The following is a 25,119-nucleotide window of genomic DNA, read 5'->3' as shown; positions in this document are numbered from 1 at the left end:
GGGTCGGCCTTCGGCCAACCTCTTGCACCCGCAGCTGAATGGCAGGACGTTAGCCAGGCTTCCCTTGGAGTCGGGCGCAGGGCGTCGTGACCCCTGACGAGCCATGGCTATCCAGCAGGCCGAGGTGCGTGATCAGAATCGATGCCGGGTGCAGCGCTCGGATCCTTCGATCCGGCCACGTGTTCCTCATTGTTGTGGACGGACCACCGCCGTCGGGCGTGGTTTGTTTCCGCGACCGGCAGAAGGAATTCCCGAGCTGGCAGCACGCCAGAGACTGGCTGGACAGTCTCGGAATCCTTCCTGACATGCCGTGACGCGATGCCCTGCATCATCCCATGACTTTGCGCAGCCCGTGTGGAGTGACGAGCTACTGCGGCGAAACACGGCGGTGGTTTTCCGCTGAAGGTCGTTGTCACGGTTCCGTGTAGTGGGGGCGATGCGTGGGGCGACGATTCCGTGGGTGCTGTTGCTGGCCGCGTGTGACCGCGGCGTGCCGAGCGAGGTGACGCTCCGGGCGTCCGTGACCGCGACGACGACGGCGTCCGTGACCGCGACGACGACGGCGTCCGTGACCGCGACGACGACGGCGTCCGGGCCGCGACGGCTGGTGTGGCGACAGGGGGATACCCTGACGCTGGACCGCGACGGGATCGCGGGGCTGCGCGACGCGGAGCGTGCGGCCGTGGCGTATTTGGCGACCACGATCGGGTCCAACTGCGAGTGGACCAGGGCGCCCACCGCCGACGGACAAGCGGGGAGCATGCGCTGCGCCCTGACGGACGCCCTGGGACTTGGAGAGCAATGCGGAGAGAAGCACCGCGTGCTGGTCATGGGCTGGCTGGGGGACGACGCGCCGTCGAGCTGCGCGAAGATCCCGACCACGGCCTTTTCGCAGACGACTTTCGACGAGCTCCGCCTGAGCCATGACGGGCGTGACATCGTGGTGAGCTACGCGGCCGTGCACACGGACGGACCCGGCGGCAGCACCGCAGCGTGGTCCGAGACGATTGTCTTCGCGCCGCGCGGGGACCACGGGCTTCGCATCGAAAGTCGGCGTGTGACGAAGGGCGCCCGTCCGAAGTAGGCCGAGGGCTCAGCGTCTGTGTTGCGTGCGGCGGAAGTAGCGGTGGCCTCAGCGTGTACGCGGCGCCCGTCCGAAGTAGGCCGAGGCCTCAGCGTGTACGCCGTGCCCGAGTGGCCGAGGCCTCAGCGTGTACGCGGCGCGCGTCCGAAGTAGCCGAGGGCTCAGCGTGTAGGCGGCGCCCGTCCGAAGTAGCCGAGGGCTCAGTGTGACTCCGCAAACGTGCGAGTAGCCGAGGGCTCAGCGTCTGTGCCGTGGGCGGCCGGTGACGCGCCGGAGGAGCTTGCGAGCGCGCTTCGCGTCCCGCCTCGGGACCAGGAGCTGGAGCGGCAGATAGGGACCGAAGAACTGTAGCAGCGTGCGATGGAACACGGTGCGCGGTGCCGCCTGGATGCCTTCGCGTTCGAGCAGCGCCAGCGCCACGTCCAGCGCGTAGATGCGATGTAGCTCACCGACGACCACGGCGTCGTTCAGCAGGCGGCGCGCGCGCATCTCGTGGAAGATGTCGAGCAGCACGGCAGCCAGCACGACCCCCTCGAGCAGCTCGACGCGGAGCTCGTCCGTGCGCCAGAGCCAGTTCTGGACCCACCAGGCGCCGGTCAGGGCCAAGACGGCAACGATGACCTGAGGCACCCAGCGCCGCTTGGCTTTGGCAACCACGGCCCCCGCGTCCTCGAAGCCCAGGACCTTCGCCCGCAGCTCGGCGATGCGGCGTGGCGAATGGAACAGCACGGCGAAGAGCAGCGTGAGGCCCACGACGAGCCATGCGCCCCAAGCCTCGAAGCTCGGGGCTCCGACGGCGAGGGCGGTGGTGGGCTCTCCATCTCCGAGCAGTACGGGAATGCTGGAAATCCAGATGAGGACTGCTGCGACGTCGGTCAGCGGCAGGGTGCCGGAGGGTAGCGGCCGAACGATGGGATGGGGGCTGGGCGGTTTCGGGGATGCGGTTCGGTACGGATCCCCATCGGCGGTCCTCTGTTTTGGCCGACGCGGGGGCAGCAGTCGCGCCACAACGAACACGATGGCCAACAGCACGACGACGTTCTTGACCAGCGCCTGGGGCCCGTGATCGAGGGCTTCCCCCAATGTGCGCCAGAGCTGGCCGCAGATGCCGACGGCGATGAGCACGGAGTAGCCGTTGCCAACTCCGAATCGGCCAATGGCATCGGCGATGACCATGAGCAGCGCCGTTGCGCCGACGAGGGTGATCATGGTCGTGGCCCGGAACTCCCATCCGGGGTTCGAGACCGCAGGGGCCACCCAGGGGGAGATCCCCTCCAGGTACAGACACAGGCCGAACGACTGCGCCGCCGCCAGCACCAGCGCCACGCCGCGCGCGACCCGCGTCATGCGAGCACGACCTTGCGCTCCGGACACTCGAATCTCGCGCCAGCGTGACTTCAGCAGCGCTCCGATCTCGACGATCAGGAACGCGTTGATGATGGGCAGGATGCCCAGCGCGCCCACCGAGAGGTTCAGGAGCTGGCCTCCGAGCCCCGCAACGGAGCGCGCGTCAATGCCCATGATGGGAATGTGGAACAGCGCTTGGGTGACGCTGGCCAGCCCAACCGTGACGCCAAGGCGCCCCCACGGACTTGCGAACACGATGTCAGGCTACTCGCAATCGCCGGTCGTGGTGGGGCGTAAACGGGGCGCGCCGCGCGGCCGCGTGGTTCCGCGGCGCAGCGACAAGATGATGCTTGAAGGAGGGCGGTGGCGGGGGGAGTGTGCGCCATGGCCAAGGCATTCGACCACTGGAACCCCATGGAGCACGGCGAGCTCGAGAAGCTCGCGGAGAACTTGTGGACCATCGAGGGAGCGCTGCCGAGTATGCCCCTCAAACGGCGCATGACGTTGGCCAAGCGCGCGGATGGTGGCGTGGTGGTGCACAGCGCGATGGCGCTGGAGGACGCGCTGATGGACGCCATTGACGCGTGGGGCACGGTGGACACCCTCGTGGTGCCGAACGGCTGGCACCGCTTGGACGCGCCGATGTTCAAGCAGCGTTACCCGAAGGCGCAGGTGGTGTGCCCGCGGGGGTCGCGGAAGAAGGTGGAAGAGGTCGTGGCGGTGGACGCGGACTACGAGTCCTGCACGGCGGACGACAGCGTGAGCTTCGAGCATCTCGATGGCGTGAAGGAGGCCGAGGGCGTGATGCGAGTGCGCTCGAAGGACGGCGTCACGCTGGTGTTCAACGACGTGCTGTTCAACGCGCCGCACCTGCCGGGCGGGCAGGGCTTCGTGCTGAAGCTGATGGGCTCCACCGGCGGGCCGAAGGTGACGCGCATCGGCAAGCTGTTCGTCGTGAAGGACAAGCGCGCGCTCCGCGCGCATCTCGAGCGCCTGGCCACGGACGACGTGGTGCGGCTGATTCCGGGCCACGGCAACGTGGTGGAGAGCGACGGCGCGGCCGTGCTCAGGGCCGTGGCGCAGGCGCTATAGCCGGGGGGGCGCCATAGCGTACGGCGATGCCGCTCGCGCTCGAGTGCTCTTTGCCCCAGTCGAGACGCACCTGGATGACGGCGTTGGCGCCGACCTTCCGCGCTTCGGCCATGAGCCCCGATACCAAGCGACCCTGCGGCAGGCGAGCCGCGCTGAATCGGATGATGGCGACTTCTTCGTAGGGCTCGGGATAGCTCTGCCCACCCAAGTACACCGCCACCGGGCCCTTGTAGGCCGCGCTTCGCTTTCCCGTCATCACGCGAATGCCGCTTGCGGCCTGTTGCTGCCGGCACGCCGAGAGCAGCAGTATGAGCGCCAGGGCCCACGGTTGCCAGCGCGTCACTTCTCTTCCTCCACCCAGAAGGCGCGGCCCACCACGACGAGACGCGCCTCCTCGTAGGTCGTGTGGTCGGTGGTCCTCACGTGCTCGAGGTAGCGCGTGTAGATCGCGTCCACCTTGACGAAGTTCGCGCCCACCGAGCGCGCTTTCATCGTCAGCTCTTGGACCACGGGCACCAGGCTGACCTCTCCCCAGGCTTGCACGACGGCGATCTGCCGCGCCCCCTTCGGAATGGTGGTGGCCTTGACCCGAACCCGCCCGCTGTACAGCGGACGTTGCTCCGTAACCGAGGTGGCGCGCGATTCGACCTGCTTCACGGCGCACGAGGTGCACAGCGCCAAGGCAGCGAAGAACGCGCCCGCGCGGTGCGCCCCGTGGTCGATCATGCGGCGAACGTTAGCCGGTCGACACCGCTCTCCGAAAGTCGTAATTGGGATGGCCCGATTCAGGAGATCCGAGGACCCATGACCGACACGAAGTACCGCATCATCTACACCCACACCGACGAAGCCCCGGCCTTGGCGACCTACTCCTTCTTGCCGATCATCCAGGCCTTTGCGGGCGTGTGCGGCGTTCCGGTGGAGTCTCGGGACATCTCCCTGACGGGGCGCATCTTGGCGCTGTTTCCGGACTACCTGAAGGAAGAGCAGCGAGTGGCGGATGCGCTGACGGAGCTCGGTGCGCTGGCGCAGCGGCCGGAGGCCAACATCATCAAGCTGCCGAACATCAGCGCGTCCATCCCGCAGCTGAAGGCGGCGGTGAAGGAGCTGCAGGGTAAGGGCTACGCGCTGCCGGATTACCCCGACGAGCCCAAGGACGACAAGCAGCGGGAGATCAAGGCGCGCTACGACAAGGTCAAGGGCAGCGCGGTGAACCCGGTGCTGCGCGAAGGCAATTCGGACCGCCGCGCGCCGCGGGCGGTGAAGCAGTACGCGCAGAAGCACCCGCACTCCATGGGCGCCTGGACGAGCGCGTCCAAGACCTCCGTGGGCACCATGGCGGCCGACGATTTTCGCTCGAACGAGAAGTCCGCGACGTTGCCCAAGGCCGGCAGCCTGCGGGTGGAGCTTCGCCAGAAAGACGGCAGGACCCAGGTGCTCAAGGAGAAGATCGCCGTGCTCGAGGGCGAAGTGGTGGATGCCACCACCCTGAGCGTGAAGGCGCTCGATGCGTTCCTCGAGCAGCAGATGCAGGAAGCCAAGAAGCAGGGCGTGCTGTTCTCGCTGCACCTGAAGGCCACCATGATGAAGGTGTCGGACCCGGTGCTGTTCGGCCACGCGGTGCGCGTGTTCTTCAAGAACGTATTCGAGAAGCACGGCGCCACGCTGGAGCAGGCCGGCGCCAACCCCAACGAAGGCTGGGCCAGTGTGCTCGCCACCATTGGCACGTTGCCCGCGGATCAGCAGAAGGCGATCCAGGCGGACATCGACGCCGCCTACGCCAGCCGTCCGGACGTGGCGATGGTGAACAGCGACAAGGGCATCACCAACCTGCACGTACCGAGCGACGTGATCGTGGATGCGAGCATGCCCGCGATGATCCGCACCTCCGGTCAGATGTGGAACAAGGCCGGCAAGCAGCAAGACACGCTGGCGGTGATCCCCGACCACAGCTACGCCGGCGTGTATGCGGAGGTGATCGACTTCTGCAAGCAGCATGGCGCGTTCGATCCCCGCACCATGGGCAGCGTCTCCAACGTGGGCCTGATGGCGCAAAAGGCCGAGGAATACGGCTCCCACGACAAGACCTTCGAGATCGGCGCCGCGGGCACCGTGTGCGTGGTGGACGACGCCGGCACGGTGATCTTCGAGCACGCGGTGGAGGCCGGTGACATCTGGCGCATGTGCCAAGCGAAGGACGCGCCCATTCGCGACTGGGTGAAGCTCGCCGTCACCCGCGCGCGTGCCCAGAACACGCCGGCGGTGTTCTGGCTGGACGAGACCCGCGCTCACGATGCGGAGCTGATCAAGAAGGTGAAGGCGTACCTCCCGGAGCACGACACCCAGGGGCTCCAGATCGAGATCATGGCGCCGGAGGCCGCCACGCGCTTCTCCCTCGAGCGCATCAAGGAGGGCAAGGACACCATCAGCGTGACGGGCAACGTGCTCCGCGATTACCTCACGGATCTGTTCCCCATCTTGGAGGTGGGTACTAGCGCCAAGATGCTGTCCATCGTGCCGTTGATGGCGGGCGGCGGCTTGTTCGAGACCGGCGCCGGCGGCTCGGCCCCCAAGCACGTGCAGCAGTTCATGGAAGAGAACCACCTGCGCTGGGACTCCCTGGGCGAGTTCATGGCGCTGGCCGCGAGCCTCGAGCACCTGAGCGAGGCCGCCAAGAACCAGGGCGCCGCCGTGATGGGCGCCGCGCTGGAGAAGGCCACGGAAGATCTGCTCGAGAACGCCAAGTCGCCGTCGCGCAAGTGCGGCGAGCTCGATAACCGCGGCAGCCAGTTCTACCTCACGCTGTACTGGGCCCGCGCGCTCGCGGATCAGAAAGACAGCGCGGAGCTGTCCAAGCGCTTCGCGCCCTTGGCCAAGGCGCTGGCGGACGGCGAGCAGCAGATCGTGGCCGAGCTCAACGCCGTGCAGGGCAAGCCCGCGGACATCGGCGGCTACTACCTGCCGAGCCGCGAGCGGGCGGAGCAGGCCATGCGCCCGAGCAAGGCCTTCAACGACGCCATCGCCGCGCTATCCTGACGCAGCAACTGCCTGGAGCGAGGTTATGTTGGTCCGCCGCGGAAACCGCGCGGCGGACCGCCATCGTGGCGTCCCGCGTTTGGGCGGAGACTATCGCGGAACGAGCAGCGCCAGGGCGCGCCGAAGCAGCTCTCTCCAGCGCCCGGCTCACGTGGCTCATCAGATCCTGGGCGTGCTCGAGTTTTGCTCTCCGGCCCAGCTCGAGCTCGCCGATCAGGGGGGATCGGTCGCGCCCAAATCGGTTGCTATGTAAACTGATTTTCCTACGCCAAAGACCCCCGCGCGTCCCCCTTCTGCCCTTCTCGAGCCTGCCGAACCCTGTCGAATGCAACGATCAGGGGCTTCGGACGCGCCTAGATCAGTTGCTATGTAAACCGATTTCCGTGCACCCCAGACCCCATCAATTCCGCGGGTCCACCCCGGCAAGGCCCACGCCCTTGGTCCAGCGCGCAGACGTCACGACAAGCCGGGCGCCACCAGCGCGCAGACGTCACGACAAGCCGGGCGCCACCCTCTTGGTCCAGCGCGCAGACGTCACGACAAGCCGGGCGCCACCCTCTTGGTCCAGCGCGCAGACGTCACGACAAGCCGCACGCCACGCCCTTGGTCCATTTCCGCGCCGCACCAACAAACTCTTGATCTGATGGACGGGCGGGAATGAGACTCCCGCCTGTGGCGTACTGTGGCGGGCGCGCAGTGTTCGGACGACTCTCCATCGTGATGGTGCTGGTGGCGGCGTCGGGCTGCGCGGGCGGTACGTCGGCGCTCGGGCCCGGACCGGATGCGCCGGTGCCGGCCAGCGAGGCACGGCAGAGCGTGAGCTTCGTCGTGGACTTGGAGCCGGGGAGTGACTGCGAGCAGCGCTTCGATCTCGCGGTGTACGAGAATCGCGACATCGATCTGATTCAGTGGGACGAGCAGACCGGCTCTTGCCACGGACGCAAGGTCACCATTGTCTATCTCTCGAGGCACACGGATGAAGCCGCCGTGCGGGCCTTGGTGGAAAAGCACGCGGAGAAGGTTCGATGAAGAAGAGGGATCTCCGAGTCGGGTTTTCGCTGCTGCTGGCGGCGTGCGCGCTGGCACCGGCGGCGCGGCAGGCGTTCGCGGAACCAGAGCCGCCGTCGCCGCGGGAGGTGGTGCTCCGCAAGCTGCCCAAGGACCCGACGGTGCTGATCAACGTGACCGGCTACGAGATGCCCGGCAGCCCGGACATCTTGAACCTGGGCAAGCGCGCCACGGCTGCGCTGGAGCGTTGCCTGAGTGACAACACGGACGCGGGGCTCCGCGTGGTGTGCGCGCAGGTGTTGAACGACCTCGGGGATCGGCGCGCGCTGCCCACGCTGCGGACCGCGATGGAAGACTGGGAAGAGCCGGTGCGCTTCGAGGTGGCGCGGGCCCTGGAGGCGATGCCCGACGCCGCTTCGTACGACGTGCTGGCCAAGGTGTATCGGCGCAAGGACGAGTCCGGGCGCGTGAAGTACGTGGCGCTCTCGGCGCTGGGGGCCTTGGGCAGCCAGAAGGCCGTGCGTTTCCTGCGCGGGGAGCTGCGCAAGGTACCCAAGAAGGACGAGCAAGATCGGCGCGCGGCGGTGTTCCGCGCGCTGTGGCGCAGCCGCTCCTTGATGGCGCGGACCACGCTGGTGGGCGACACGGTGTACGCCTTGAAGAGCAGCGACACGGGCTTGGTGTACGCCGGTGTAGAGGCCGCCACGGAGCTTCGGGAACGCGCGCTCTCGCAGGCGTTGATCCCGTTGATGGATCACAGCGACGCGGAGGTGCGCAACAAGGCGGTGTACGCCCTGGGGCACATCGGGGATCCCGCGGCCACTCGCGCGCTCCTGGCGCACCTGCCGAAGGTGCGCGAGTCGCGCATGCTGAACAACATCGCCTTTGCGCTGGAGCGCTTGGATCGCAAGGCGTTCTACACGGCCATCGACAAGTTGGCGGCACACAAGCAGGCCATCATTCGGCTCAACGCGGCCTTCGTGATCGGCGACGTGCGGCGTCCGGAAGGCTTGCCGATCTTGGCGCGGACGGCTCAGGACGCGAGCGACTTGGTGCGCGCCAGCAGCGTGGCCGCCTTGGGCAAGCTCGATACCAAGGACGCGGTGCCCGTGGCGGAGAAGTACGTGGACGACCCGAACTGGTCGATCCGCCAAGAGGCGGTGTACTCCGTCAGCAAGCTGACCGGCGCGAAGGGCAAGGACATCATCTACGATCGCTTGTTCGCGGCGAAGCTGCCGCGCTACGGCGCGGAGGCCATCCGCCGGCGTGCCGCCATCGAGCTCGGGGAGCTGGGCGACGTGCGGGTGCGGAAATACCTGCTTTCTTGCTACGAAACGAGCTCCTGCGCGCTGAGCTCAGTGGAGGATTTCTTCGCGGGGGACAAGACACCGAGCGTGTTCGAGCGGCTCTTGTTGGCCTGGAGCCAAGGCCGCTACGAGCTCACGGACTTGTTGGGTGGCAAGAAGCCGAGCTCCGCAGGGCAGCTCGCCGAGAGTAGCTTCGGTCAGGCGCGCTCCACCGGGGACGTGCGCCAGCTCAGGAAGAGCGCGGACTTCCTCGGCTACGTGGGTCAGCCGAGCGCGCAGAAGAGCCTCGCTTTGGAGGAGAAGGACGAAGCGACCTGGACGCGGCTCCACGTGTTGGTGGCCCAGGCGCGCTTGGGCAAGAGCGACGCCGTAGCAAGGGTGCTCGCGGAGATGGACAACGCCGCGGCGGCGTGGCTGCCGCGCATCGCGGCGCTCCTCTCCCGGGTGCAGGAGCCGAACGCGCGGAAGGCCTTGTCCACTGGTCTCGAGCAGCGCGCCAAGAGCGGCGACGCGGACATGGCCATGGCCGCCGCCGCGGTGCTGCTCGGCTGGGATCCGGACCCCGGCTTCTTCCGCTTTCTGGATGCTCTGGCCAGCAACTCACCGGAGCGTCAGGAGCTGGCGCGCCGCTATCTGCTCCGCGCGCGGGACAAGAAGGTCACCTGGGTGATGCGCCGCGCGCTGGCGCGGGAGAGCCGCCCGTTCGTGAAGGACGAGCTCCGCGTGCTGCTCGACGATCGCAGCTGATCTTTTGTTGGTCCGCCGCGGAAACGACCCGCGCAGGCATTGTAAGAGCCCGGCGCGGCGCGGAACGCTAGCGTCGAGGCATGCATCGAATGTACGTCGCGGCGTTCCTGTTTCTCTCGGCCTGTGGCGGCAGTGACGACCCGGGCCCGACAGGTGCCAACAGCGGCGGGGCGGCGGGCACCGGCAGCGGCGGTAGCAGCAGCGGTGGCGCGGCGGGAAGCGCGACGGGCGGTAGCAGCAGCGGTGGCACAGCGGGAAGCGCGACGGGCGGTTCGGCGGGGGCCAACACTGGGGGAACCGCGGGGACTGCGAGTGGTGGGGCGGCGGGGAGCGGCACCGGCGGTGGTGGCGGTTCCGGCAACTGCGCCGGCTTCCCGGACGCCAGCAGCACGGGCATCGCCGGAGTGGGACTGAAGGAGTCGGACCTGAAGGCGTCTCCCGTGGCCAACGGCACCTGGACTATCAAGCAGCCGGGCGTGTACAGCGACTTCATTCACCTCGGACGCATCGTGGTTAGCGCAGATGACGTCACCCTCAAGCGCTGTGTGGTGCGCGCCGCGGCCAACACGCCGCTCATCACCAACAGCGGCAAGAACCTGGTGGTGGAGGACTGCACCATCGAGGGGACCGGCAAGACGTTGGGCTCTGACATCTGCGCGGCGGCCATGGGCTACTCGAACTACGTGGCTCGCCGCGTGGACGCGAGCGGTTGTGCCGACGGCTTCAAGCTGGGCTCGGACGTCACCATCGAGGACTCGTTCATCCACTCCTTGCTCAAGGCGGAAGGCACCGGAGGGCCGGGGAGCGGGACTCACAACGACGGCTTTCAGCTGAACAACAACGCTAACGCTACGGGCACCATCCTGATCAGCGGCAACCGGACGGATCTCGTGCACTGCACGAGCAATCGGCAGTTTCAGCTCGGGGGAAACATGCAGAACCTGATCATCGAGAAGAACTGCTTCAGCGGGTTGCACGGCATCTTGAACGTGGGCGGCAGCATTTCCGGCAAGGCGGAGCTCAAGAACAACGTGCTCGCGGGATCGCCCAGCAGCGGTCCTTTCACGGAGAAGCCGGGGCTGTACACCGGTGCCGTGGGTCCCATCGTCCGCAGTGGAAACGTGTTCGAGTCCGGCGAGCCCGTGGATACGGACACTCGGGACGCGAGCTACGCCTGCGTTCCCTGAGTCAATCCGGTGAGATCTTGCGCGCGGAGCTTGTCCGTCGGCTCGGAGAACACGGTGTCTTCCACCACGTAAGTGACGGCGCGACCTTCCTTGCGCGTATCGCAAGCACCTTGGGCCACCAGGTCCGCGAGGGCGGTCTGCGCCGCACGTAGAGAGATGCCGAGCTCATGCGCCGCGTTCTTGGCGCTGGCAGTCCCTTTCTGCGCCAGCACCCGGAGCAGCTGATCCGTCACTCTCTGGGAAACGCGGGGGTCCGGAATCAGCAACGGCCGGCCATGACGGAGCAGCAAGCGGCCGTCGTCCTTGTCGATGGTGGCGGCGTCTCCCAACGTGCGGCGCGCCCGGTGGAGCAGCACGTCGAACACGCCGCGGTGCAGCTCCGGCGCAAAGCTGAAGCCGTAGGTCTGGCGGAAGCACTCGGCTTCGTCGAGGCCTTCGTTGCCGGCCAGGGCCAGCACGCTGAGCACTGTCTCCGTACGGCCTTGTGCTCGCTGCGATTGCTTGATGCGCAGCAAGCCTGGGATCTGCACGAGCTCGACCCCCCAGTGCAAGAGGCGTGCAGCGCCCTCCGTCACCAACACGTAGGCCGAAGCGCTCTCTTCGCCGTGAGCGCGCACCCGGAGGCCGTCGAGGGCGGCAGGGACGAGGGGAGTGCGTCCCGCCCGCCAAGCCAGAAGCTCCTGCCGGTGGCTGGGGTGGCCGGGTTCCAGCGCTTCGCGAAGGACGCGGACTTCTTCCGCAATGGGGTGGTAACCGGCGGTCGGCTCCAACAGCTGTTCGAAGGCGCGTTCGTAGCCCTCGCGGTCTCCGGCGGCGGCAAAATCCAAACCGCTTCCGAGCCAGCGGGCAGGACCCGAGACTTCCGCCGGTGCGCCGCCCGCGAGCAGCCACTCCCAAGCGATCCAGTCTTGCCAGGGCTGAGTGGCGGTGCGCCTGAGCACCTCCAAGATGCGAAGCGAAAGGTGCGCTTGCCGCGCGCGTCGCCGCGCCCGCGTCAACACCAGGTGCGCGAGGAACTCCGCCTGGGGCAGAGCTTCGTTGCGGGCCATGAGCGACGCTTGTCGCGCCAAGGTGAGCGCTTCTGCGTCGTCCGCACAGGCGAGAGCGCGCAGGGACTGAGCGTCCACCCGAAGCTCTGCCAGCCGCGCATCGGAGGCTTCCCCGGCGGCTCGACCGGCGATGCTGGTGGCCTCTTCGTCGTCGCCCATCGCGAGCGCGGCCCACCCTTGGCTGAGCCGAGCAATGACTCTCGCCTCCGGCGAGTCGTGGGCAACGACCACACGGGCGAGATCACGAAGCCGCGCGCCGTCGAAGGTCACGATCGCCATGCGCATCGCATCACCCAGGGCGAGCATCAGCGCCGTGCCCGCGGTGGGCGCTTCTTCGGCCAACCGAGCGAGCTGATCCGCGCTCGGCGTGGTGCCGTATCGCGGCGCGATCAATGCAAGCTTTGCGCGCAGGGCACACGCCCACGCGCGGGCCGCACCATCCGAGCTCGCCTCGGTCTCGCTCAGCGCGCGGGCCACCGTAGACAGGTTGCCAGCACCGAGATCCCGATATGCGCCTTCGGCGAGCGTCAGCACGGTTGTAGTATACTCGGCTACGTGTCTTTTACGCCGGACGTGACGTCGACCCAGGCGTGGTCGTCGACGTCCTACACGAAGCTCTGTCCCCTCGCCTCCGGCGGGATGGGCATCGTGGATCTCGCCGTTCGGCGCGACGGCAGCTTCGAGCGGCTGTTCGCGATCAAGCACCTCAAGCCGGACTATCTGGCTGAGCCCGAAGTGCGGGCCATGTTCCTGGACGAGGCGCGCATCGCAGGGCTCATGCGCCACCCGAACGTGGTGAGCGTGACGGACGTGGGCGAAGACGAGGGCGGCCCTTTCTTGGTGATGGAGTTCGTAGAGGGGGTGTCCGCGGCGCGCTTGATCGCGACTCGCTCGGTGCATCCCATCCCCTCACGGTGGCGCTGCGCGTCGCCAAGGAAGTGGCGGATGGCTTGCACGCCGCCCACGAGCTCGTTTCCGCAGAGGGGGAGCCGCTCGGCTTGGTGCATCGTGACGTCTCCCCGTCCAACATCCTCATCGGTTTCGACGGCGTGGCGCGCGTCACCGACTTTGGCATCGCGAAGGCGCTGAACCAGACTTCCAAGACGGCAACCGGCGTGCTCAAGGGGAAGCTCGGCTACCTCTCGCCCGAGCAGCTGCGCTTCGAAGAACCGGATCGGCGTGCGGACCTGTTCGCCTTGGGCGTGGTGCTGTTCGAGATGCTGACGGGCAAGCGGCTGTACAAGAGCGTGCGCGGCACGGACGGGCCGCGGCGCATTCTCACGGAGCCGCCGCCGGATCTGGCGGACTTCCGCGACGACGCGGAGCCGGAGCTGGTCGAGCTGCTGTTCGAGCTGTTGGCCAAGGACCGCGAGCATCGACCGGCCAACGCGCACGCGGTTTCTCTGCGGCTGGAGGCGATCCTGGCGCACCTGTTGACCGCTGGAGACACGATCGAGACCAGCGATTTCGTGGCCCAGCACTTTGCCAAGCAGCGCGAGGATCTGCGCGCGCGCATTCGCGAAGCGCGCGACGCGACTCAATGGGCGGTGAGCAAGGTGGAGGCGCCGCCGGCCAAGCCCCGGCGTGCGATCGCAAAGGGCCTGCTGGCCGCTCTCGGGCTCCTGCTCTTGGGGGGCGGCGTGTGGCTCGGGATCCGCTCGACGGCGTCGGAGCCGAAGCCGGAGATGCTGACGCGCGTGGGAAGCTTGTCGGTGCGCGCGCTCTCGAAGCCGCCGGAACCCTCTCCGCAGGCTTCCGTCTCGCCGCCTGCGCCTGAGCGCGCCGCCAAGCAGAACAACATCCGCCCCGCCGCAAAGCCTGCCGAGCCCAAGGCCGGCGTTCCGATCTGGGAGAAGTACTGACATGCGCTGGACGCGTGTCGTCGCGCTGCTCCTGCTCGTGCCCGCGGTCGCCGCGGCGGCGCCCTCCTCGGCGGACCAAGCGGAGGCCAAGCGCTTGTTCGAAGAAGGCAAGGAGGCGATGAGCGTGGGGCGGTTCTCGGAGGCTCGGGGACGCTTCAAGAAGTCCCTGGAGCTCGTGCCCAAGGCCTCCGCGGCGTTCAATCTCGCGGTGGCATTGCGCGGCATGGGACAGCCGAAGGAAGCCCACGACGTGCTGCAAGCCCTGCTCGGCGGCAAGTACGGTGAGCTGCCGAAGGAGCGGCGAGGGCAGGTACAGAGTCTCGCGGACGAAGCGCGGCGCGACGTTGCGCGGCTCGCCATCGCGGTGAAGGGCGCGCCGCGCGCGTCGGTGTTGGTCGACGGCGCGCGTATGGGTGACGTCCGCGCGGGGCAGAAGCTCACCCTGGATCTCAACCCCGGAGAGCGCGTGGTCACCGTGTCGGCGAAGCTCCGGGAGACGGTCGAGCGGCGGGTGACCCTGGCGCCGGGGAAAGCCGAGGCGATCGTGATCGACCTGCCGCTGTCGCGCGAAGCGCGCCGCGCGACGCTGGTCCTGGTTGCGCCCTCACCCAAGCACCACTTGGAGCTGGTCGGCATCGCTCAGGCAGATGGCAAGCTCGAACGGCGCCTGGATCCCGGAACCTATACCGTGCGCATCACCTCGGACGAGGGCAGCCGGGAATCGAAGGTGGTGTTGCGCCCTGCCACGCGCCACGTGGTGGAGCTGGACCCGCCGCGGGCGGACAGCATGTTCTCGAGCCCGTGGTTTTGGACCGTGACGGGTGCGGTGGTCGTCGGCGCCAGCGTGGGGGGCTATTTCCTGCTGCGACCCAAGACGGAAGATCCGGTGAAGGATCCGGTCTTCGGTGTCACCGAGACGCTGCAGGGCGTGCGTTTCTGAGCTTCGCGCCGGGTATCGCGCCGGACCGACAAGGCTATGATGGATCGGATGTCCTCCGGAGACGTGACGGCGCTGTTGGAACGTGTCGCCGCGGGGGACGCTGCGGCGCGGGATTCACTGCTCGCCGGGGTGTACGAGCACCTGTATGCGATCGCGCGGCGTCAGATGTTGGGAGAACGTGCCGGCCACACGCTGAGCCCGACGGCCCTGGTCCACGATGCGTTCTTGAACCTCGTGCGACAAGACCGGGCATCCTTCAACGACCGCGCTCACTTCTTGGCGGCGGCCGCCCTGGCGATGCGACGCATCTTGGTCAGTCACGCGCGAAAGCGCGCCGCGGAGAAGCGGGGGTTGGATCCGCAACGGATCACGCTGGGGGACGAGCACGCTGCCGATAAGCCCATGTCCCTGGAGGACCTGATGGCGCTGGATGCGGCCCTGACCAAGCTCGGCGAATTGAACGAGCGGCAAGCCCGAGTGGTCGTCTATCGCGCGTTTGGAGCCATGACCGACGCGGAGATCGCGCATAGCCTCGGCGTGAGCGTACCTACGGTGCGCCGCGACTATCGCGTGGCCACCGCTTGGCTGCGCCGCGAGCTCGTGCCGTGACGCCGGAGCGCTGGGCCCAGGTCACGCGCGTCTTCGACTTGGTGGTGGACGCGCACCCCGATGCGCGCCGGCGCGTGTTGGAGGCCAACTGCGCCCACGACGTCGAGTTGCGCCGCGAGGTCTTGGAGCTGCTTGCCGCGGACGAGCGCTCGGGGGACGTGCTGCACGGTCTCGGCGCGACCGCGCAGGAGCTGCTTCAGTCGAGCGCGGGGCCGCCCATCGCGGTGGGAGACGTGCTCGGTGGTCGCTATCGGGTAGACCGCATCCTGGATACGGGCGGGATGGGCGTGATCGCCGAGGCCACGCACCTCGGGCTGCAGGAGCGCGTGGCCATGAAGGTGCTCTTGCGCAACGTGGCGGCCAATCCAAAGCTGCGCGAGCGCTTCTTGCAGGAGGCCCGCGCCGTCGCCAGCGTCCGGAACCGTCACATCGTGCGCGTGCGGGACATCGACATCGCCGAGGACGGAACGCCCTTCATGGTCATGGACCTGCTGGCTGGAGTGGATCTCTCGACCGTGCTCGCCCAGCGCAAGCGGCTGTCCAGCGCCGAGGCCGTGTCTTTGATCTTGCAGGCGTGCGAGGCGCTGGCCGTGGTGCACGGCGCGGGCCTGGTGCACCGCGACTTGAAGCCCGGCAACCTGTTCTTGGAGAACGACGACGACGGCGTTCCACAGCTCAAGCTCCTGGACTTCGGAGTTTCCAAGCAAACCCTCGGGATCGAGTCCTTGACCAAGTCCGGCGACGTGATCGGGACGCTGGCGTACATGTCGCCGGAGCAGCTCAGCTCGTCGCGGAAGGTCGACGCACGCAGCGACATCTGGTCCCTGGGGGTCGTGCTGTACGAGCTGGTCTGCGGGCATCGTCCCTTCAACGGGCGTTCCGACGGTGATCTCTGCCTGGCCATCATGCAGCACGATGCGGCTGCCATTTCCGAGAGCTCCGTCGCGCCGGAGGTGCGCGCCGCCCTCCAGCGGTGCCTGCAGAAGGACCGCGCCCGGCGCTACCCCGACGTGGTCGAGCTCGCGGCGCAGCTGGCGCCAGTGGCGGGAGGGCCGGGACACGTGCAAGCCGCGCGCGTGGCTCGCGCCGCCACGGGGACTGCCGCGCCCCTCGGTCCCACGCTCCGCATGGACGCACCGCGACAGGACGTGACAGAGCCAATGTTGCCGGAGCTCGGCTTCGTGTTGCCGACGCGCCGGCGCTGGCTCCTGCCGTTGATGATCCTCGTCGTGCTCGGCGTGATCGGAGTGGTCGCGCTGGTGCTGGCGAATCGGCCCTAGCCGGGCATCGCGCCGCACCAACAACAAAAACATCACGTCACGTGATCACTTTCGCGTCGGGATTGCGCGTTCCCTCTCGAAGGAGACGCTGCATGAACACACGTTTGGGATATTTCTCTGCAATTGCGATGGTTTTGGCCGCGACCGGCTGTGGCGCGGAGGGCGCGAAGGCTGGCAAGGGGGGCGGCGGCAACGGGGGTAACGGTGGCAGCGGAGCGGCGGCTGGAGCGTGTGGCTCCAGCCAGGAGCAGGCTCTCGAGTGCTTGGGCGTTCAGCTCACCAAGGATCCCCGCGTGGACTTGAAGGGCAGCCCCCTACCCACGACCTACGCACCGTTGGGCGCCACGCGCTCCGTGGGGGTGAGCCAGGAGGTGTTCATGGCCGGCATGCAGCTCGCGCCGAAGAACCCCGTTGGCACTGCCGAAGTGATGGACAACCGCGCGGCGCTATTGGAGCTGAGCAACGACGACACGGGCGCCGTAGGACCCGGCGTTCTGAGCACGACGGCGCCGGGCGCGATCTGGGAGGGCGACACGTACACGACGCCATCCAGCAACGGGGGAACGGGCGCCCAGAGCAGCCGCACGGCCGTTGCCCTGGACGCGGACGGCGACGGCAAGGACGAGATCGTGGTGCTGTATCTCGACCACGAGAACCCGTCGAACGAAGGCGTGATCTTCGCGACGTCGCCGGACGGCGGCGCGCCCAAGAAGGTGGCCACGGCGCCGGGCGCGGAGGACATCGCGGCGGTGCGCGGCGACTTCGACGGTGACGGCAAGGACGAGATCGCCCTGGGCATCTCCACCGCAGACGGCGCTTCCGTCGTGGTGCTGCGTCCGGCGCAGGACGGATCCTTTTCCGCGGTCGACGGCAGCGAGAAGACCTTCGAAAAGACGCTGCCGACGGGCACGCTGTCTCTCGAGCTGGCGGCGGGAAACATCGATCGCGACCTGGGCGACGAGCTGGTCGTGGTCTTCAATCAAATGGACTTGCCGGCGCGCTCGGGCATCTCCAGCTACTGGGTGATCGACGACGGGAAAGCCGGCTTCACGGAGCTGAAGAAGAACGCGTCCATCAACGTGGTGGACGGTGGCAGCTATCAGGCGGAGGTGGCGGACGTTGCCATTGGCGACATCGACGCCGACGGCAAGGGCGAGATCGTGTTCGGCGGTGTGGAGAAGCTCCTCGAGCAATCTTGCGTGCCCACCCGGCAGCTGTACTTGGCGCTCGACGACGCGGGCGACGCGCCCGAGCCCCTGGCCGTGATCGGGCAGAGCGCAGCCGAGATCCAGTACGTGGACAAGAGCGGCTGCAGCGAGGTCACCTCCAAGCTGCTCACGCGCCACGTGTTCGTGAACACCTTGGACGTGGATGGCGACGGCGTCGCGGAGATCCAGGCGAACCTGCGGGTGTTCGACGACTTTCGCGCGGGTGCGTTCAAGGAGCTGTACGCCTTGGATCCCGAGGTCCTGGCCGGCCCCGATGGTCTCGGTGGCGGCATCCTCGCGCCGGACTCCACGGCCATGGAGACCGCGGACATCAACGGCGACGGCCGCGACGAGATCATCGTGTTTGCGCAGCATCGCTCGGAGGTGGTGGTGTGGGGCCTGTCGGGACCCACGGCGGAGTCGGCCACGTTCCAGGAGATGACCCGCATCGACACCAAGAAGTACAATTTTCAAAGTCGCGTGTTTCCGTTGATCGTGCCCGCCAACGTGGACACCGACGGCGTGGTGCTGAAGTACAGCGCCCCCGAGTACAAGTTCGTGTTCACCGAGCCCGTGGTGATCGCCGCCCTCGCCGCGGCACCGTGCATGGACGGCATCGGCCAGAACACCGCGGCCTGCACCACGGCCTATGGTCAGACTCAGGGAACCACCGGTGGCGGCGAGGCTTCCGTGACGGTGACGGCGAGCACCTTCGTGTCCTTCGAGACCAAGATCCCGCTCACCGAGATCGGCGTGGAAGGCAAGGAGACGCTGACCACCAGCGCCAGCTTCTCCGCGGGCAAGAGCTACGCCCTCGACGAAACCGTGGAGTACACGACGGGCCCGCTGGAAGACACGGTGATCTTCACCACGCTGCCGGTGGACCAGTACGAGTACACGGTGGTCTCACATCCGGATCCCAGCAAGGTCGGCCAGCACGTCGTGGTCAACCTGCCGCGCACGCCCATCACCTTGCAGGTGGAGCGCGGCTTCTACAACCGCAGCGTGGTGCCGGGCAGCCCGCTGATCGACGACAGCGTCTTCTTGCACACCGTGGGAAACATCGACAGCTATCCCAACGAAGCCAGCGCCGACGCGCTGATCAACACCGGCGGCTTCGCACATCTGGGTCCCGCCGGGGAGCTGGTGGACGCCGCCGGCCACGCCCTCGGCCCCCTCGCCGACAAGCTCCTTGGACGCGGTCTCAAGACCAGCAAGGCCATCACCGTGGGCCAGGGCTCGGGCCAGACCTCGACGGAAATCCGCTTCACGGATGCGACGGACTACCAGGCCGGCCTCGAGATTGGCTACGAAGCCGAGCTCGCGGTGACCGGCGGCGGCGCGGGCGTGAAGGGCGCCGTGGGTGGCAGCTTGGGCGGCAGCCTGGGCGCGATGCTGTCCTGGGGCAGCTCTACCTCCACGGTGTACCGCGGCACCATCGGTAGCATTGGCGAATCGACGTTTCCCGATCACGTGTACAGCGCCGGGCTCTTCACCTACGTCTACAACTACGGCAAGAAGGATCAGCCGCAGTTCGAGGTGGTGAGCTACTGGGTCGACAAGTAGAGCGCCTGTCATCGAGCAGAAGCCCCCGCTGCCACGTGCAGTGGGGGCTTTTTGCTTGGGTTTGTCGGGGCGGCGCGGTGCCGGCGTTTCGCGTGGTTCCGCGGCGGACCGACATCAGGGGGAGGCTATCGGCGTACCGTCGTCGTAGGCGTTGTCGGTCCACTCGGAGATGGACGTTTGACCTTTGAGCCCGACGGGGGCGGTGCCGAGGAAGCCCTTCTGCCAACGGTTGTGTCGCACCACCACGCTGCCATCCACGCTGTAGATGCGCAGCGGATAGTAGCCGTCCTTTTCGATCAGCATGTTGCACTCGACGGTCACGTCGGAGATGGGGCCCTTGTTCGGGGAGAAGAAGATGGCGGCGTTCACACCGCCGCCGCTGATGGGCGGCGAAACGGCTTCGATCCAGTTGTGCCGCAGTACGATGTTGGAGCCCGCCATCGTCTGGATGCCGTCCAAGTGTGCGCCGGAAGAGCCGCTGAGCCCGTCGATCAGATTGTCTTCTATCAGCACGTTCGAGGCCGCGAAGGCGAAGCCATCGTTCTTCGATCCGCCCGCGGGCGCGTGGATGTGATTTCGACGTGCGGTGAAGTAGTTCGTGGGCAGCACGCCGCCTACGATCTCCGAGTCTTCGATGGTCAGGTGCGAGTCGGCGATGGTGGTGTACACGGCGTAGTACTGATCGCCCTGGAGGCGCGAGCGTTTGATGGTGACGTTCTTGTGGTCGACGTAGAGGCGCGCCTGGAGGTCGACGGCGTCGTAGACCTCGCCGTCCGCCTTGGTGTGCAGGCTGTTGGCGATGACCTTCAGTGCCGGCGTTGTCGACGGGATGCCGACGGTGCTCGACGTGGGCCAGTTGCTCGGAGCGCAGCTCCCGCTGCTGCCCGCCGCGCCGCCGCTGCTGCGCCGCGCCGCCGCTGCCGCCCGCCGCGCCGCCGCTGCCGGAGCCCGCCGCGCCGCCGCTGCCGGAGCCCGCCGCGCCGCCGCCGCTGCCGGAGCCCGCCGCGCCGCCGCTGCCGGAGCCCGCCGCGCCGCCGGTGCTCGAGCCCGCCGCGCCGCCGGTGCTCGAGCCCGCCGCGCCGCCGGTGTTGGCTGGCTCTTTGCCGTCGTCGGAGGAGGAACAGGCACACAAGGAAAGAACGGCAGCGGCGGCAATGAGTGCTTTCATCAGGATCTCCTTCAGTTGCGCGTGAGGATGACCGGTCCGCGATCCGGCACGGCGGATACCAATGCGAAGGGCTTGCCGGCGTGCTGTACGATCTGCACGGTCACGGGCTTTCCGTTCTGCGTCGCAGTGGCGGAGGACCAGCTCGTATCCAGGCCGACCTTCACCGTAAGGGGGAAGTCGAACAGTCCGTCGTCGAGCGTGTCCGTCACGTCCACGACGATCTGATCGCTGGTGACGCTGGGCACCGTGAGGGTGGCGCTCTCCCGCTCGCGACCATACTGCACCACCTCGCGAAACAAGCCGACCCACAGATCGGGCTGGTGCGCGACGATCCACTTGAACCCAGTGATGGCCTCGCTCTTCGCCGCATCCGTGAGCAGGTGATAGTGGATGCAGTGCCAAGCGCGAAAAGACTTGGCTTGGGCGGGATTCTTGATGACCACGTTGGGCAGTCCGGCCCAATGGTCCGTGGCGAGGTTCAGCTGACCACTGATGGAGTTGACCATCATGTAGTTGGTGGATCCGATCTTGTTGTTCTGCCCCGTCGTGCCGCGCGCACCGATGTAGTAGCTCGCGGCCAGTTTTGGATCGTTCTGGATGGGATGCGTGCCGCCGGGGTAGGCGAGGGTCAGCGCGCGGACGTTCGGCAGGTTCTTTTCGATGGCTTGCTGCGAGAGCTTGTACTCCTCGTCGATGGTGTAGCTGCCGCTGAGATGAGAAACGGTGTGCGACTGCACGTCGTGACCGTCCGCCACCAACGCCGCGAAGCCCGGCCAGGTCCCGCCGTAGTTGCCGACCACTTTGTCCGTGATCACGAACCACGTGAAGCGGAGGCCATAGGCCTTGCCTTGCGCCTGCCACCAGGCGTGGTCCGGCTGCGTGTTGTCGTCGATGGTGATGCTCAGGGTGCCGATGGCGTCGTCGGACCACAGCGAGATCAGCGCTTCGCCGTGGCTCGCCGGCCACGTCCGTGCCGCCGTCGGGTCGTCCTGGATCACGCTGCCCGGCGTGCCGCCGGCCCAGCCGCCGCTGCCTGCGGCTCCGCCGGTGGAACCTGCGGTACCCCCGGTGCTCACCCCCGCGCTGCCACCGATCCCCGCGCTGCCACCGCCGGGCGCACCCGCGCTGCCACCGCTCCCGGCGCTGCCACCGCCTCCCGCAGCGCCGCCGGCGGATGCTGCGGCGTCATCGCCGTTGGAAGAGGAACAGGCAGAAAGGAGCAGTGCGGCTGCGAGCAGGCTCAGGCGACCCATGGATTGGGCTTACGCCCTCGAGCACCGCCGATCCATTACAGAGCCTGCGCGGATGGCGGGCAGATGCGTGTGGGGTGATCGACGGGCAAGGGCGTCTTGGCGCCCACGCCGATCTGTCCCTCGCTGTTCTTGCCCCAGCACCACAGGGTGCGATCTTCCCGAATGGCGCAGGCGTGTCGCGCTCCAGCGCTCACCGAACGGAAGCCCGCCGGCGCATCCACCGGCACGCGGGTGGGTACCGGCAGGAAGTCCACGTCCGGGATCCCCAGCTCGCGGTCTTCGTTTCTGCCCCAACAGAACAGTGCGCCGGCGTCGTTCAGCGCACAGGTGAACGACTGGCCGCCGCTCACGTCCGACCACTTCTCGGAGCTGACCACCGCTTGGGGGTCGCTTTCTTCCGCGGCCTGGTTCGGTGTTCCGATGCCGAGCTGGCCGTTCTTGTTGCCGCCGAAGCAGACCATCTCGCCGGACTCTCGGATCGCGCAGGTGTGATAGTAGCCGGCGCCCACCGTGCGGTAGTCGTGAAAGCACACGCCGGGAGCGTTGCCGGACTCACACCCCGGCTCTATGGGCGACGGCACCGGATCGCCGAGGGGCGCTCCCAGCTCCGTGGTGGAGTTCCGACCCCAGCAGTACAGATCCCCGCCGGGCGCCACGCCACAGGTGTGGTCTCCATTGGCCGCTACCTGCACGTAGGAGCCCGGCACCAGCATCGGTGTCTTGATCGACTTCTGCACGTTGCCGAGGCCCAAGTTGCCGAACTCGTTGTAGCCCCAGCAGTAGAGCTCGTTGCTGATGGTGAGGCCACAGGTGTGGCGGTATCCGTTCACGATGCTCTCGATGTCGAAGGGATCGTCGAAGGAGACCGGATCCGGCACGATGCCCCCCACGTCGGTGCCGAACTGCCCCTCCCAGTTTTCGCCCCAGCACTTCCGCGCGCCGAAGGTGATGGTGCACGTGTAGCGTACACCCGTCGCGATGCCGCGTCGGGAGCTCACGCCCGGCACCGCGATGGGGCTGGCGGAATCCGGTGCGTTCGCGCCCTGTCCCAGGAGACCCACGCCGGCGTTGGCACCCCAGCAATAGGTGGTGCCGTCTTCCACGGAAGCGCAGGTGTGCACCTCGCCGGCGGAGACGTGGTCGAAGCGTTGATTCGGCGCGCAGGTGCCGGCTCCGCACACTTCCCCCGGACAGCCGCAGGAGATGCCGTCGGCGTTTTGGCAGCTATCGCCGCAGGTCTGGCATTCGCCGCAGGTGGGCTTGGCCGGACCTTTGGTTTCCACGTCGAAGCAGGAGCCGAGGCACGTGCCTTGGAAGCAGGTGCGCCCGGGTCCGCACTGTTTCCCTTCGCATGCGTCGTACAGCCACACCTCGAGCTCGCGCAGCTCGCCTTCCACGTAGCCGCCGCGCACCTCCACGTCCGAAAGCGCTGCTTGCGTCGAGTCTCGCAGCGTGGCCGTCAGACGAAAGCGCCGCGTGGCGTCCTCGTCCTTGGGGATCAGCGGCACCCGCGCCAGCTTGGGCTGGGTCGCATCCACCGCCGTCACGCGGTCGAGCACGAGCTTGCCGTCGTCGGTCTGGACTTGCACCCGCAGGTCCGTTGCCTTGGACAGCAGCGTAGGCTCGGCGTGGAGCTCGACGATCACCTCCGTTGCAGGCTTCGGTTCGCACGCGAGTGACAGGGCCGCGCCGAGCACGGCCGCCGGCAAGAGACGGGACAAGGTTACGTCTAGGTTAGATGGGCGCATCGCTTTTGCCAAACGGAGGGGTCTTGCCGTTTCCGTTTGCTTGTTGGTGCAGCGCGGAACCTCTCAGTGCGTCATCTTTTCCAGTCGCAGCCGCCGCACCGTTTCCTCGATGTGCGGGAGCTTGTCGTGACCCGGGTACAGCTTCTGCGCCAGGGCGAGCTCGCGCTGGGCGGCCGGGAAATCGCCGAGCTCGGCCAGCGCGACGGCCAGGTTCGCGTGGGCGCGAAAGGAGCCCGGGTTCTTGCCCAGGGCGCGCGCGTAGGCCGCGCGGGCCTCGCCGGGCCGGCGTAGCGCGACGAGGGCATTGCCGATCGCGACGTCCGTGCTGACCGCAGCCGAGAGCGCGCGGGAGCGCTGAAGCGACGTGAGCCCTGCCTCGAGATCGCCGCGGTCGACCTGATCCGTACCCCAGGCGAACTGGGCTTCGGCCGAGCCGGGCGAAAGTGTGGCCGCCGCGTGGAGCAGCGCCGAGCGCGCCGCGGGCAGGGCGTCCCGCGCGTCCGTCATGAGACGCGTCGTGCGCCAGTGGCGGACCGACGCCTCGAGGGGCGCGACGCACAGGGCGACGAGCGCGATCGCGACGAGACGATCGCCGCCGAGGGGCGCGCGGCGGGCCGTCGAAAGGAGCAGCGCGGTGACCACGAGGATGGCCGGCACGTGCAGAGGGACGTCGGCACTGGCGCCCACGGCGAGGGCGCCGAGCGCGCCCGCGCCGGCGGGGAAGCGGCGCCGGGTGGCGTCGATGCCGAGCGCGACCAAGGCTGCGAGCAGCACGACGCCCACGGCGCCCAGCGTGGCAAAGGCGTGCAGCCACTCGTTGTGCGCCGTGGTGGCATGGACGAACGTCCGCGATGCTTCCGCGGCATCCCAACCCAAAAGCAAACGACCTTGCTCGACGAGGTAGGCGTCGGAGAAGCGATCCACTCCGGTTCCGAAGGGCAGCGCGTGAACCGCCGCGGCAAGGCTGCTCTTCCAGATCCAGAAGCGACCGGCGAGGGCGCCCAGCACGCCGCCGTGATGCGTCACGTGAAGGCGGGCGGCGACGACGCTGGCGAGCGCGAGCATGGCCACGAGGGGGATGCCGACGCGCCGGCGGCGAGCGACCCACGCGATGCCGAGGCCGGCGACGAGGGCGATCCAACCGGCGCGGGATTGAGCCACGGCCCAAGCGAAGAGCTGCACCGCGACGGCGGCGGCGAGCCAGCGGCGCGAAGCGGTGGCGAAGATCGTGAGCACCAGAGTGATGGCAAGCAGCAGGCCGAGCCAGTTCGGATTCCCCAGGCCGCCGTGGAACTCCATGCCGCGAGCGCCGCGGAGCCACTGCACCGAGGCGATGACGGCTGCGCCGGTGCCAATGGCGATGGACGTGTCGCGCGCCAGCTCGAGACGCTGAGCGCGGGGCAGCCCCGCGGCGACGCTCGCGATGACGACGGCGGCGAGCAGCGCTCCGGCGCTGGAGAGTCCGCCACGGACGAAGGTCCACACCGCGAACGCGAACATCAGACCCAACGGCAGCGGCAGCGCGATGCGGAGCTTGCGCGTTGCTGCCAGGGCGGCGAGCACGATCGCGATCGCGAGCAGCAGCACGGACTTCGGCTCCACCGCGAGAGCCTTCGGATCCCAGGCCA

General features: G+C 67.9%; 19 protein-coding genes. 11 read left to right on the top strand and 8 right to left on the bottom strand.

The window, feature by feature from the left end; translation table 11 throughout:
• Window positions 1-436: 436 nt before the first annotated feature.
• Window positions 437-1,084, top strand: a complete 648-nt coding sequence (locus H6717_33980; GenBank protein ID MCB9582094.1) for a hypothetical protein — start codon at window positions 437-439, stop codon at window positions 1,082-1,084.
• A 237-nt stretch (window positions 1,085-1,321) separates the two neighbouring features.
• Here H6717_33980 and H6717_33975 read toward each other — a convergent pair whose 3' ends face one another.
• Window positions 1,322-2,686 (bottom strand): hypothetical protein, encoded by a 1,365-nt coding sequence (locus H6717_33975; protein ID MCB9582093.1) that lies wholly within the window; start codon window positions 2,684-2,686, stop codon window positions 1,322-1,324.
• 129 nt (window positions 2,687-2,815) lie between these two features.
• Between H6717_33975 and H6717_33970 the strand changes: the two genes are divergently transcribed.
• The gene (locus tag H6717_33970) at window positions 2,816-3,523 is read left to right on the top strand and encodes a hypothetical protein (GenBank protein ID MCB9582092.1); all 708 of its coding nucleotides are present in this window, start codon (window positions 2,816-2,818) and stop codon (window positions 3,521-3,523) included.
• Here the strand turns inward: H6717_33970 and H6717_33965 are convergent.
• Both H6717_33965 and H6717_33960 read right to left on the bottom strand, forming a co-directional pair.
• Window positions 3,498-3,866 carry a hypothetical protein gene (locus tag H6717_33965; GenBank protein MCB9582091.1) on the bottom strand — a complete coding sequence of 123 codons (369 nt, stop codon included), beginning with the start codon at window positions 3,864-3,866 and terminating at the stop codon, window positions 3,498-3,500. The genes H6717_33970 and H6717_33965 overlap by 26 nt on opposite strands.
• Window positions 3,863-4,249, bottom strand: a complete 387-nt coding sequence (locus H6717_33960) for a hypothetical protein (GenBank protein MCB9582090.1) — start codon at window positions 4,247-4,249, stop codon at window positions 3,863-3,865. Before H6717_33960 ends, H6717_33965 begins: the two co-directional genes overlap by 4 nt.
• Before the next feature lie 78 nt (window positions 4,250-4,327).
• On the opposite strand from H6717_33960, the gene H6717_33955 reads away from it, so the two are divergent.
• The 4 genes from H6717_33955 (at window position 4,328) to H6717_33940 (ending at window position 10,808) form a co-directional block, all read left to right on the top strand.
• Window positions 4,328-6,559: an NADP-dependent isocitrate dehydrogenase gene (locus tag H6717_33955; GenBank protein ID MCB9582089.1), complete on the top strand. Its 2,232-nt coding sequence runs from the start codon at window positions 4,328-4,330 to the stop codon at window positions 6,557-6,559.
• 657 nt (window positions 6,560-7,216) lie between these two features.
• Window positions 7,217-7,588 carry a hypothetical protein gene (locus tag H6717_33950; GenBank protein ID MCB9582088.1) on the top strand — a complete coding sequence of 124 codons (372 nt, stop codon included), beginning with the start codon at window positions 7,217-7,219 and terminating at the stop codon, window positions 7,586-7,588.
• Window positions 7,585-9,621, top strand: coding sequence for a HEAT repeat domain-containing protein (locus H6717_33945; protein MCB9582087.1), 2,037 nt, complete (start codon window positions 7,585-7,587; stop codon window positions 9,619-9,621). Before H6717_33950 ends, H6717_33945 begins: the two co-directional genes overlap by 4 nt.
• Window positions 9,622-9,701: 80 nt before the next feature.
• Window positions 9,702-10,808 carry a hypothetical protein gene (locus H6717_33940; protein ID MCB9582086.1) on the top strand — a complete coding sequence of 369 codons (1,107 nt, stop codon included), beginning with the start codon at window positions 9,702-9,704 and terminating at the stop codon, window positions 10,806-10,808.
• On the opposite strand, the gene H6717_33935 is transcribed toward H6717_33940, so the two are convergent.
• Window positions 10,790-12,391: a hypothetical protein gene (locus H6717_33935; protein MCB9582085.1), complete on the bottom strand. Its 1,602-nt coding sequence runs from the start codon at window positions 12,389-12,391 to the stop codon at window positions 10,790-10,792. The two genes, H6717_33940 and H6717_33935, sit on opposite strands and share 19 nt — an antisense overlap.
• A gap of 380 nt (window positions 12,392-12,771) precedes the next feature.
• Between H6717_33935 and H6717_33930 the strand changes: the two genes are divergently transcribed.
• From H6717_33930 to H6717_33910, 5 genes are all read left to right on the top strand, one after another.
• The gene (locus H6717_33930) at window positions 12,772-13,719 is read left to right on the top strand and encodes a serine/threonine protein kinase (GenBank protein ID MCB9582084.1); all 948 of its coding nucleotides are present in this window, start codon (window positions 12,772-12,774) and stop codon (window positions 13,717-13,719) included.
• A gap of 1 nt (window position 13,720) precedes the next feature.
• Window positions 13,721-14,659 (top strand): hypothetical protein, encoded by a 939-nt coding sequence (locus H6717_33925; protein ID MCB9582083.1) that lies wholly within the window; start codon window positions 13,721-13,723, stop codon window positions 14,657-14,659.
• Between the two features lie 48 nt (window positions 14,660-14,707).
• The gene (locus H6717_33920) at window positions 14,708-15,268 is read left to right on the top strand and encodes a sigma-70 family RNA polymerase sigma factor (protein MCB9582082.1); all 561 of its coding nucleotides are present in this window, start codon (window positions 14,708-14,710) and stop codon (window positions 15,266-15,268) included.
• Window positions 15,265-16,548 (top strand): serine/threonine protein kinase, encoded by a 1,284-nt coding sequence (locus H6717_33915; GenBank protein ID MCB9582081.1) that lies wholly within the window; start codon window positions 15,265-15,267, stop codon window positions 16,546-16,548. The genes H6717_33920 and H6717_33915 overlap by 4 nt, the downstream gene beginning before the upstream one ends.
• Before the next feature lie 92 nt (window positions 16,549-16,640).
• Window positions 16,641-19,322 (top strand): hypothetical protein, encoded by a 2,682-nt coding sequence (locus tag H6717_33910; GenBank protein MCB9582080.1) that lies wholly within the window; start codon window positions 16,641-16,643, stop codon window positions 19,320-19,322.
• A gap of 114 nt (window positions 19,323-19,436) precedes the next feature.
• Here H6717_33910 and H6717_33905 read toward each other — a convergent pair whose 3' ends face one another.
• The 4 genes from H6717_33905 to H6717_33890 all read right to left on the bottom strand — a co-directional run bounded on the left by H6717_33905 (window position 19,437) and on the right by H6717_33890 (window position 25,093).
• Entirely contained in the window at window positions 19,437-20,450 is a 1,014-nt protein-coding gene (locus H6717_33905) for a right-handed parallel beta-helix repeat-containing protein (GenBank protein ID MCB9582079.1), read from the bottom strand.
• A gap of 51 nt (window positions 20,451-20,501) precedes the next feature.
• A complete protein-coding gene (locus H6717_33900) occupies window positions 20,502-21,743 on the bottom strand; it encodes a polysaccharide deacetylase family protein (protein ID MCB9582078.1) in 1,242 nt (413 codons plus the stop codon).
• Window positions 21,744-21,778: 35 nt separating this feature from the next.
• Window positions 21,779-23,464 carry a hypothetical protein gene (locus H6717_33895; protein MCB9582077.1) on the bottom strand — a complete coding sequence of 562 codons (1,686 nt, stop codon included), beginning with the start codon at window positions 23,462-23,464 and terminating at the stop codon, window positions 21,779-21,781.
• Window positions 23,465-23,554: 90 nt separating this feature from the next.
• Window positions 23,555-25,093 (bottom strand): O-antigen ligase family protein, encoded by a 1,539-nt coding sequence (locus H6717_33890; protein ID MCB9582076.1) that lies wholly within the window; start codon window positions 25,091-25,093, stop codon window positions 23,555-23,557.
• Window positions 25,094-25,119 lie beyond the last annotated feature (26 nt).

The sequence above is a fragment of the Polyangiaceae bacterium genome (assembly GCA_020633235.1).
Lineage (GTDB): Bacteria > Myxococcota_A > Polyangia > Polyangiales > Polyangiaceae > JACKEA01.
The sequence above is the reverse complement of the archived record's forward strand: the minus strand, read 5'-3'. Positions and strand labels throughout refer to the sequence as shown.

What these genes read in the sequence shown, in the direction of transcription:
- H6717_33980 (MCB9582094.1), top strand. Translation starts at nt 437, where the DNA reads ATGCGTGGGGCGACGATTCCGTGGGTGCTGTTGCTGGCCGCGTGTGAC.
- H6717_33970 (MCB9582092.1), top strand. Translation starts at nt 2,816, where the DNA reads ATGGCCAAGGCATTCGACCACTGGAACCCCATGGAGCACGGCGAGCTC.
- H6717_33960 (MCB9582090.1), bottom strand. Translation starts at nt 4,249, where the DNA reads ATGATCGACCACGGGGCGCACCGCGCGGGCGCGTTCTTCGCTGCCTTG.
- H6717_33955 (MCB9582089.1), top strand. Translation starts at nt 4,328, where the DNA reads ATGACCGACACGAAGTACCGCATCATCTACACCCACACCGACGAAGCC.
- H6717_33950 (MCB9582088.1), top strand. Translation starts at nt 7,217, where the DNA reads ATGAGACTCCCGCCTGTGGCGTACTGTGGCGGGCGCGCAGTGTTCGGA.
- H6717_33945 (MCB9582087.1), top strand. Translation starts at nt 7,585, where the DNA reads ATGAAGAAGAGGGATCTCCGAGTCGGGTTTTCGCTGCTGCTGGCGGCG.
- H6717_33940 (MCB9582086.1), top strand. Translation starts at nt 9,702, where the DNA reads ATGCATCGAATGTACGTCGCGGCGTTCCTGTTTCTCTCGGCCTGTGGC.
- H6717_33925 (MCB9582083.1), top strand. Translation starts at nt 13,721, where the DNA reads ATGCGCTGGACGCGTGTCGTCGCGCTGCTCCTGCTCGTGCCCGCGGTC.
- H6717_33920 (MCB9582082.1), top strand. Translation starts at nt 14,708, where the DNA reads ATGTCCTCCGGAGACGTGACGGCGCTGTTGGAACGTGTCGCCGCGGGG.
- H6717_33910 (MCB9582080.1), top strand. Translation starts at nt 16,641, where the DNA reads ATGAACACACGTTTGGGATATTTCTCTGCAATTGCGATGGTTTTGGCC.
- H6717_33900 (MCB9582078.1), bottom strand. Translation starts at nt 21,743, where the DNA reads ATGGGTCGCCTGAGCCTGCTCGCAGCCGCACTGCTCCTTTCTGCCTGT.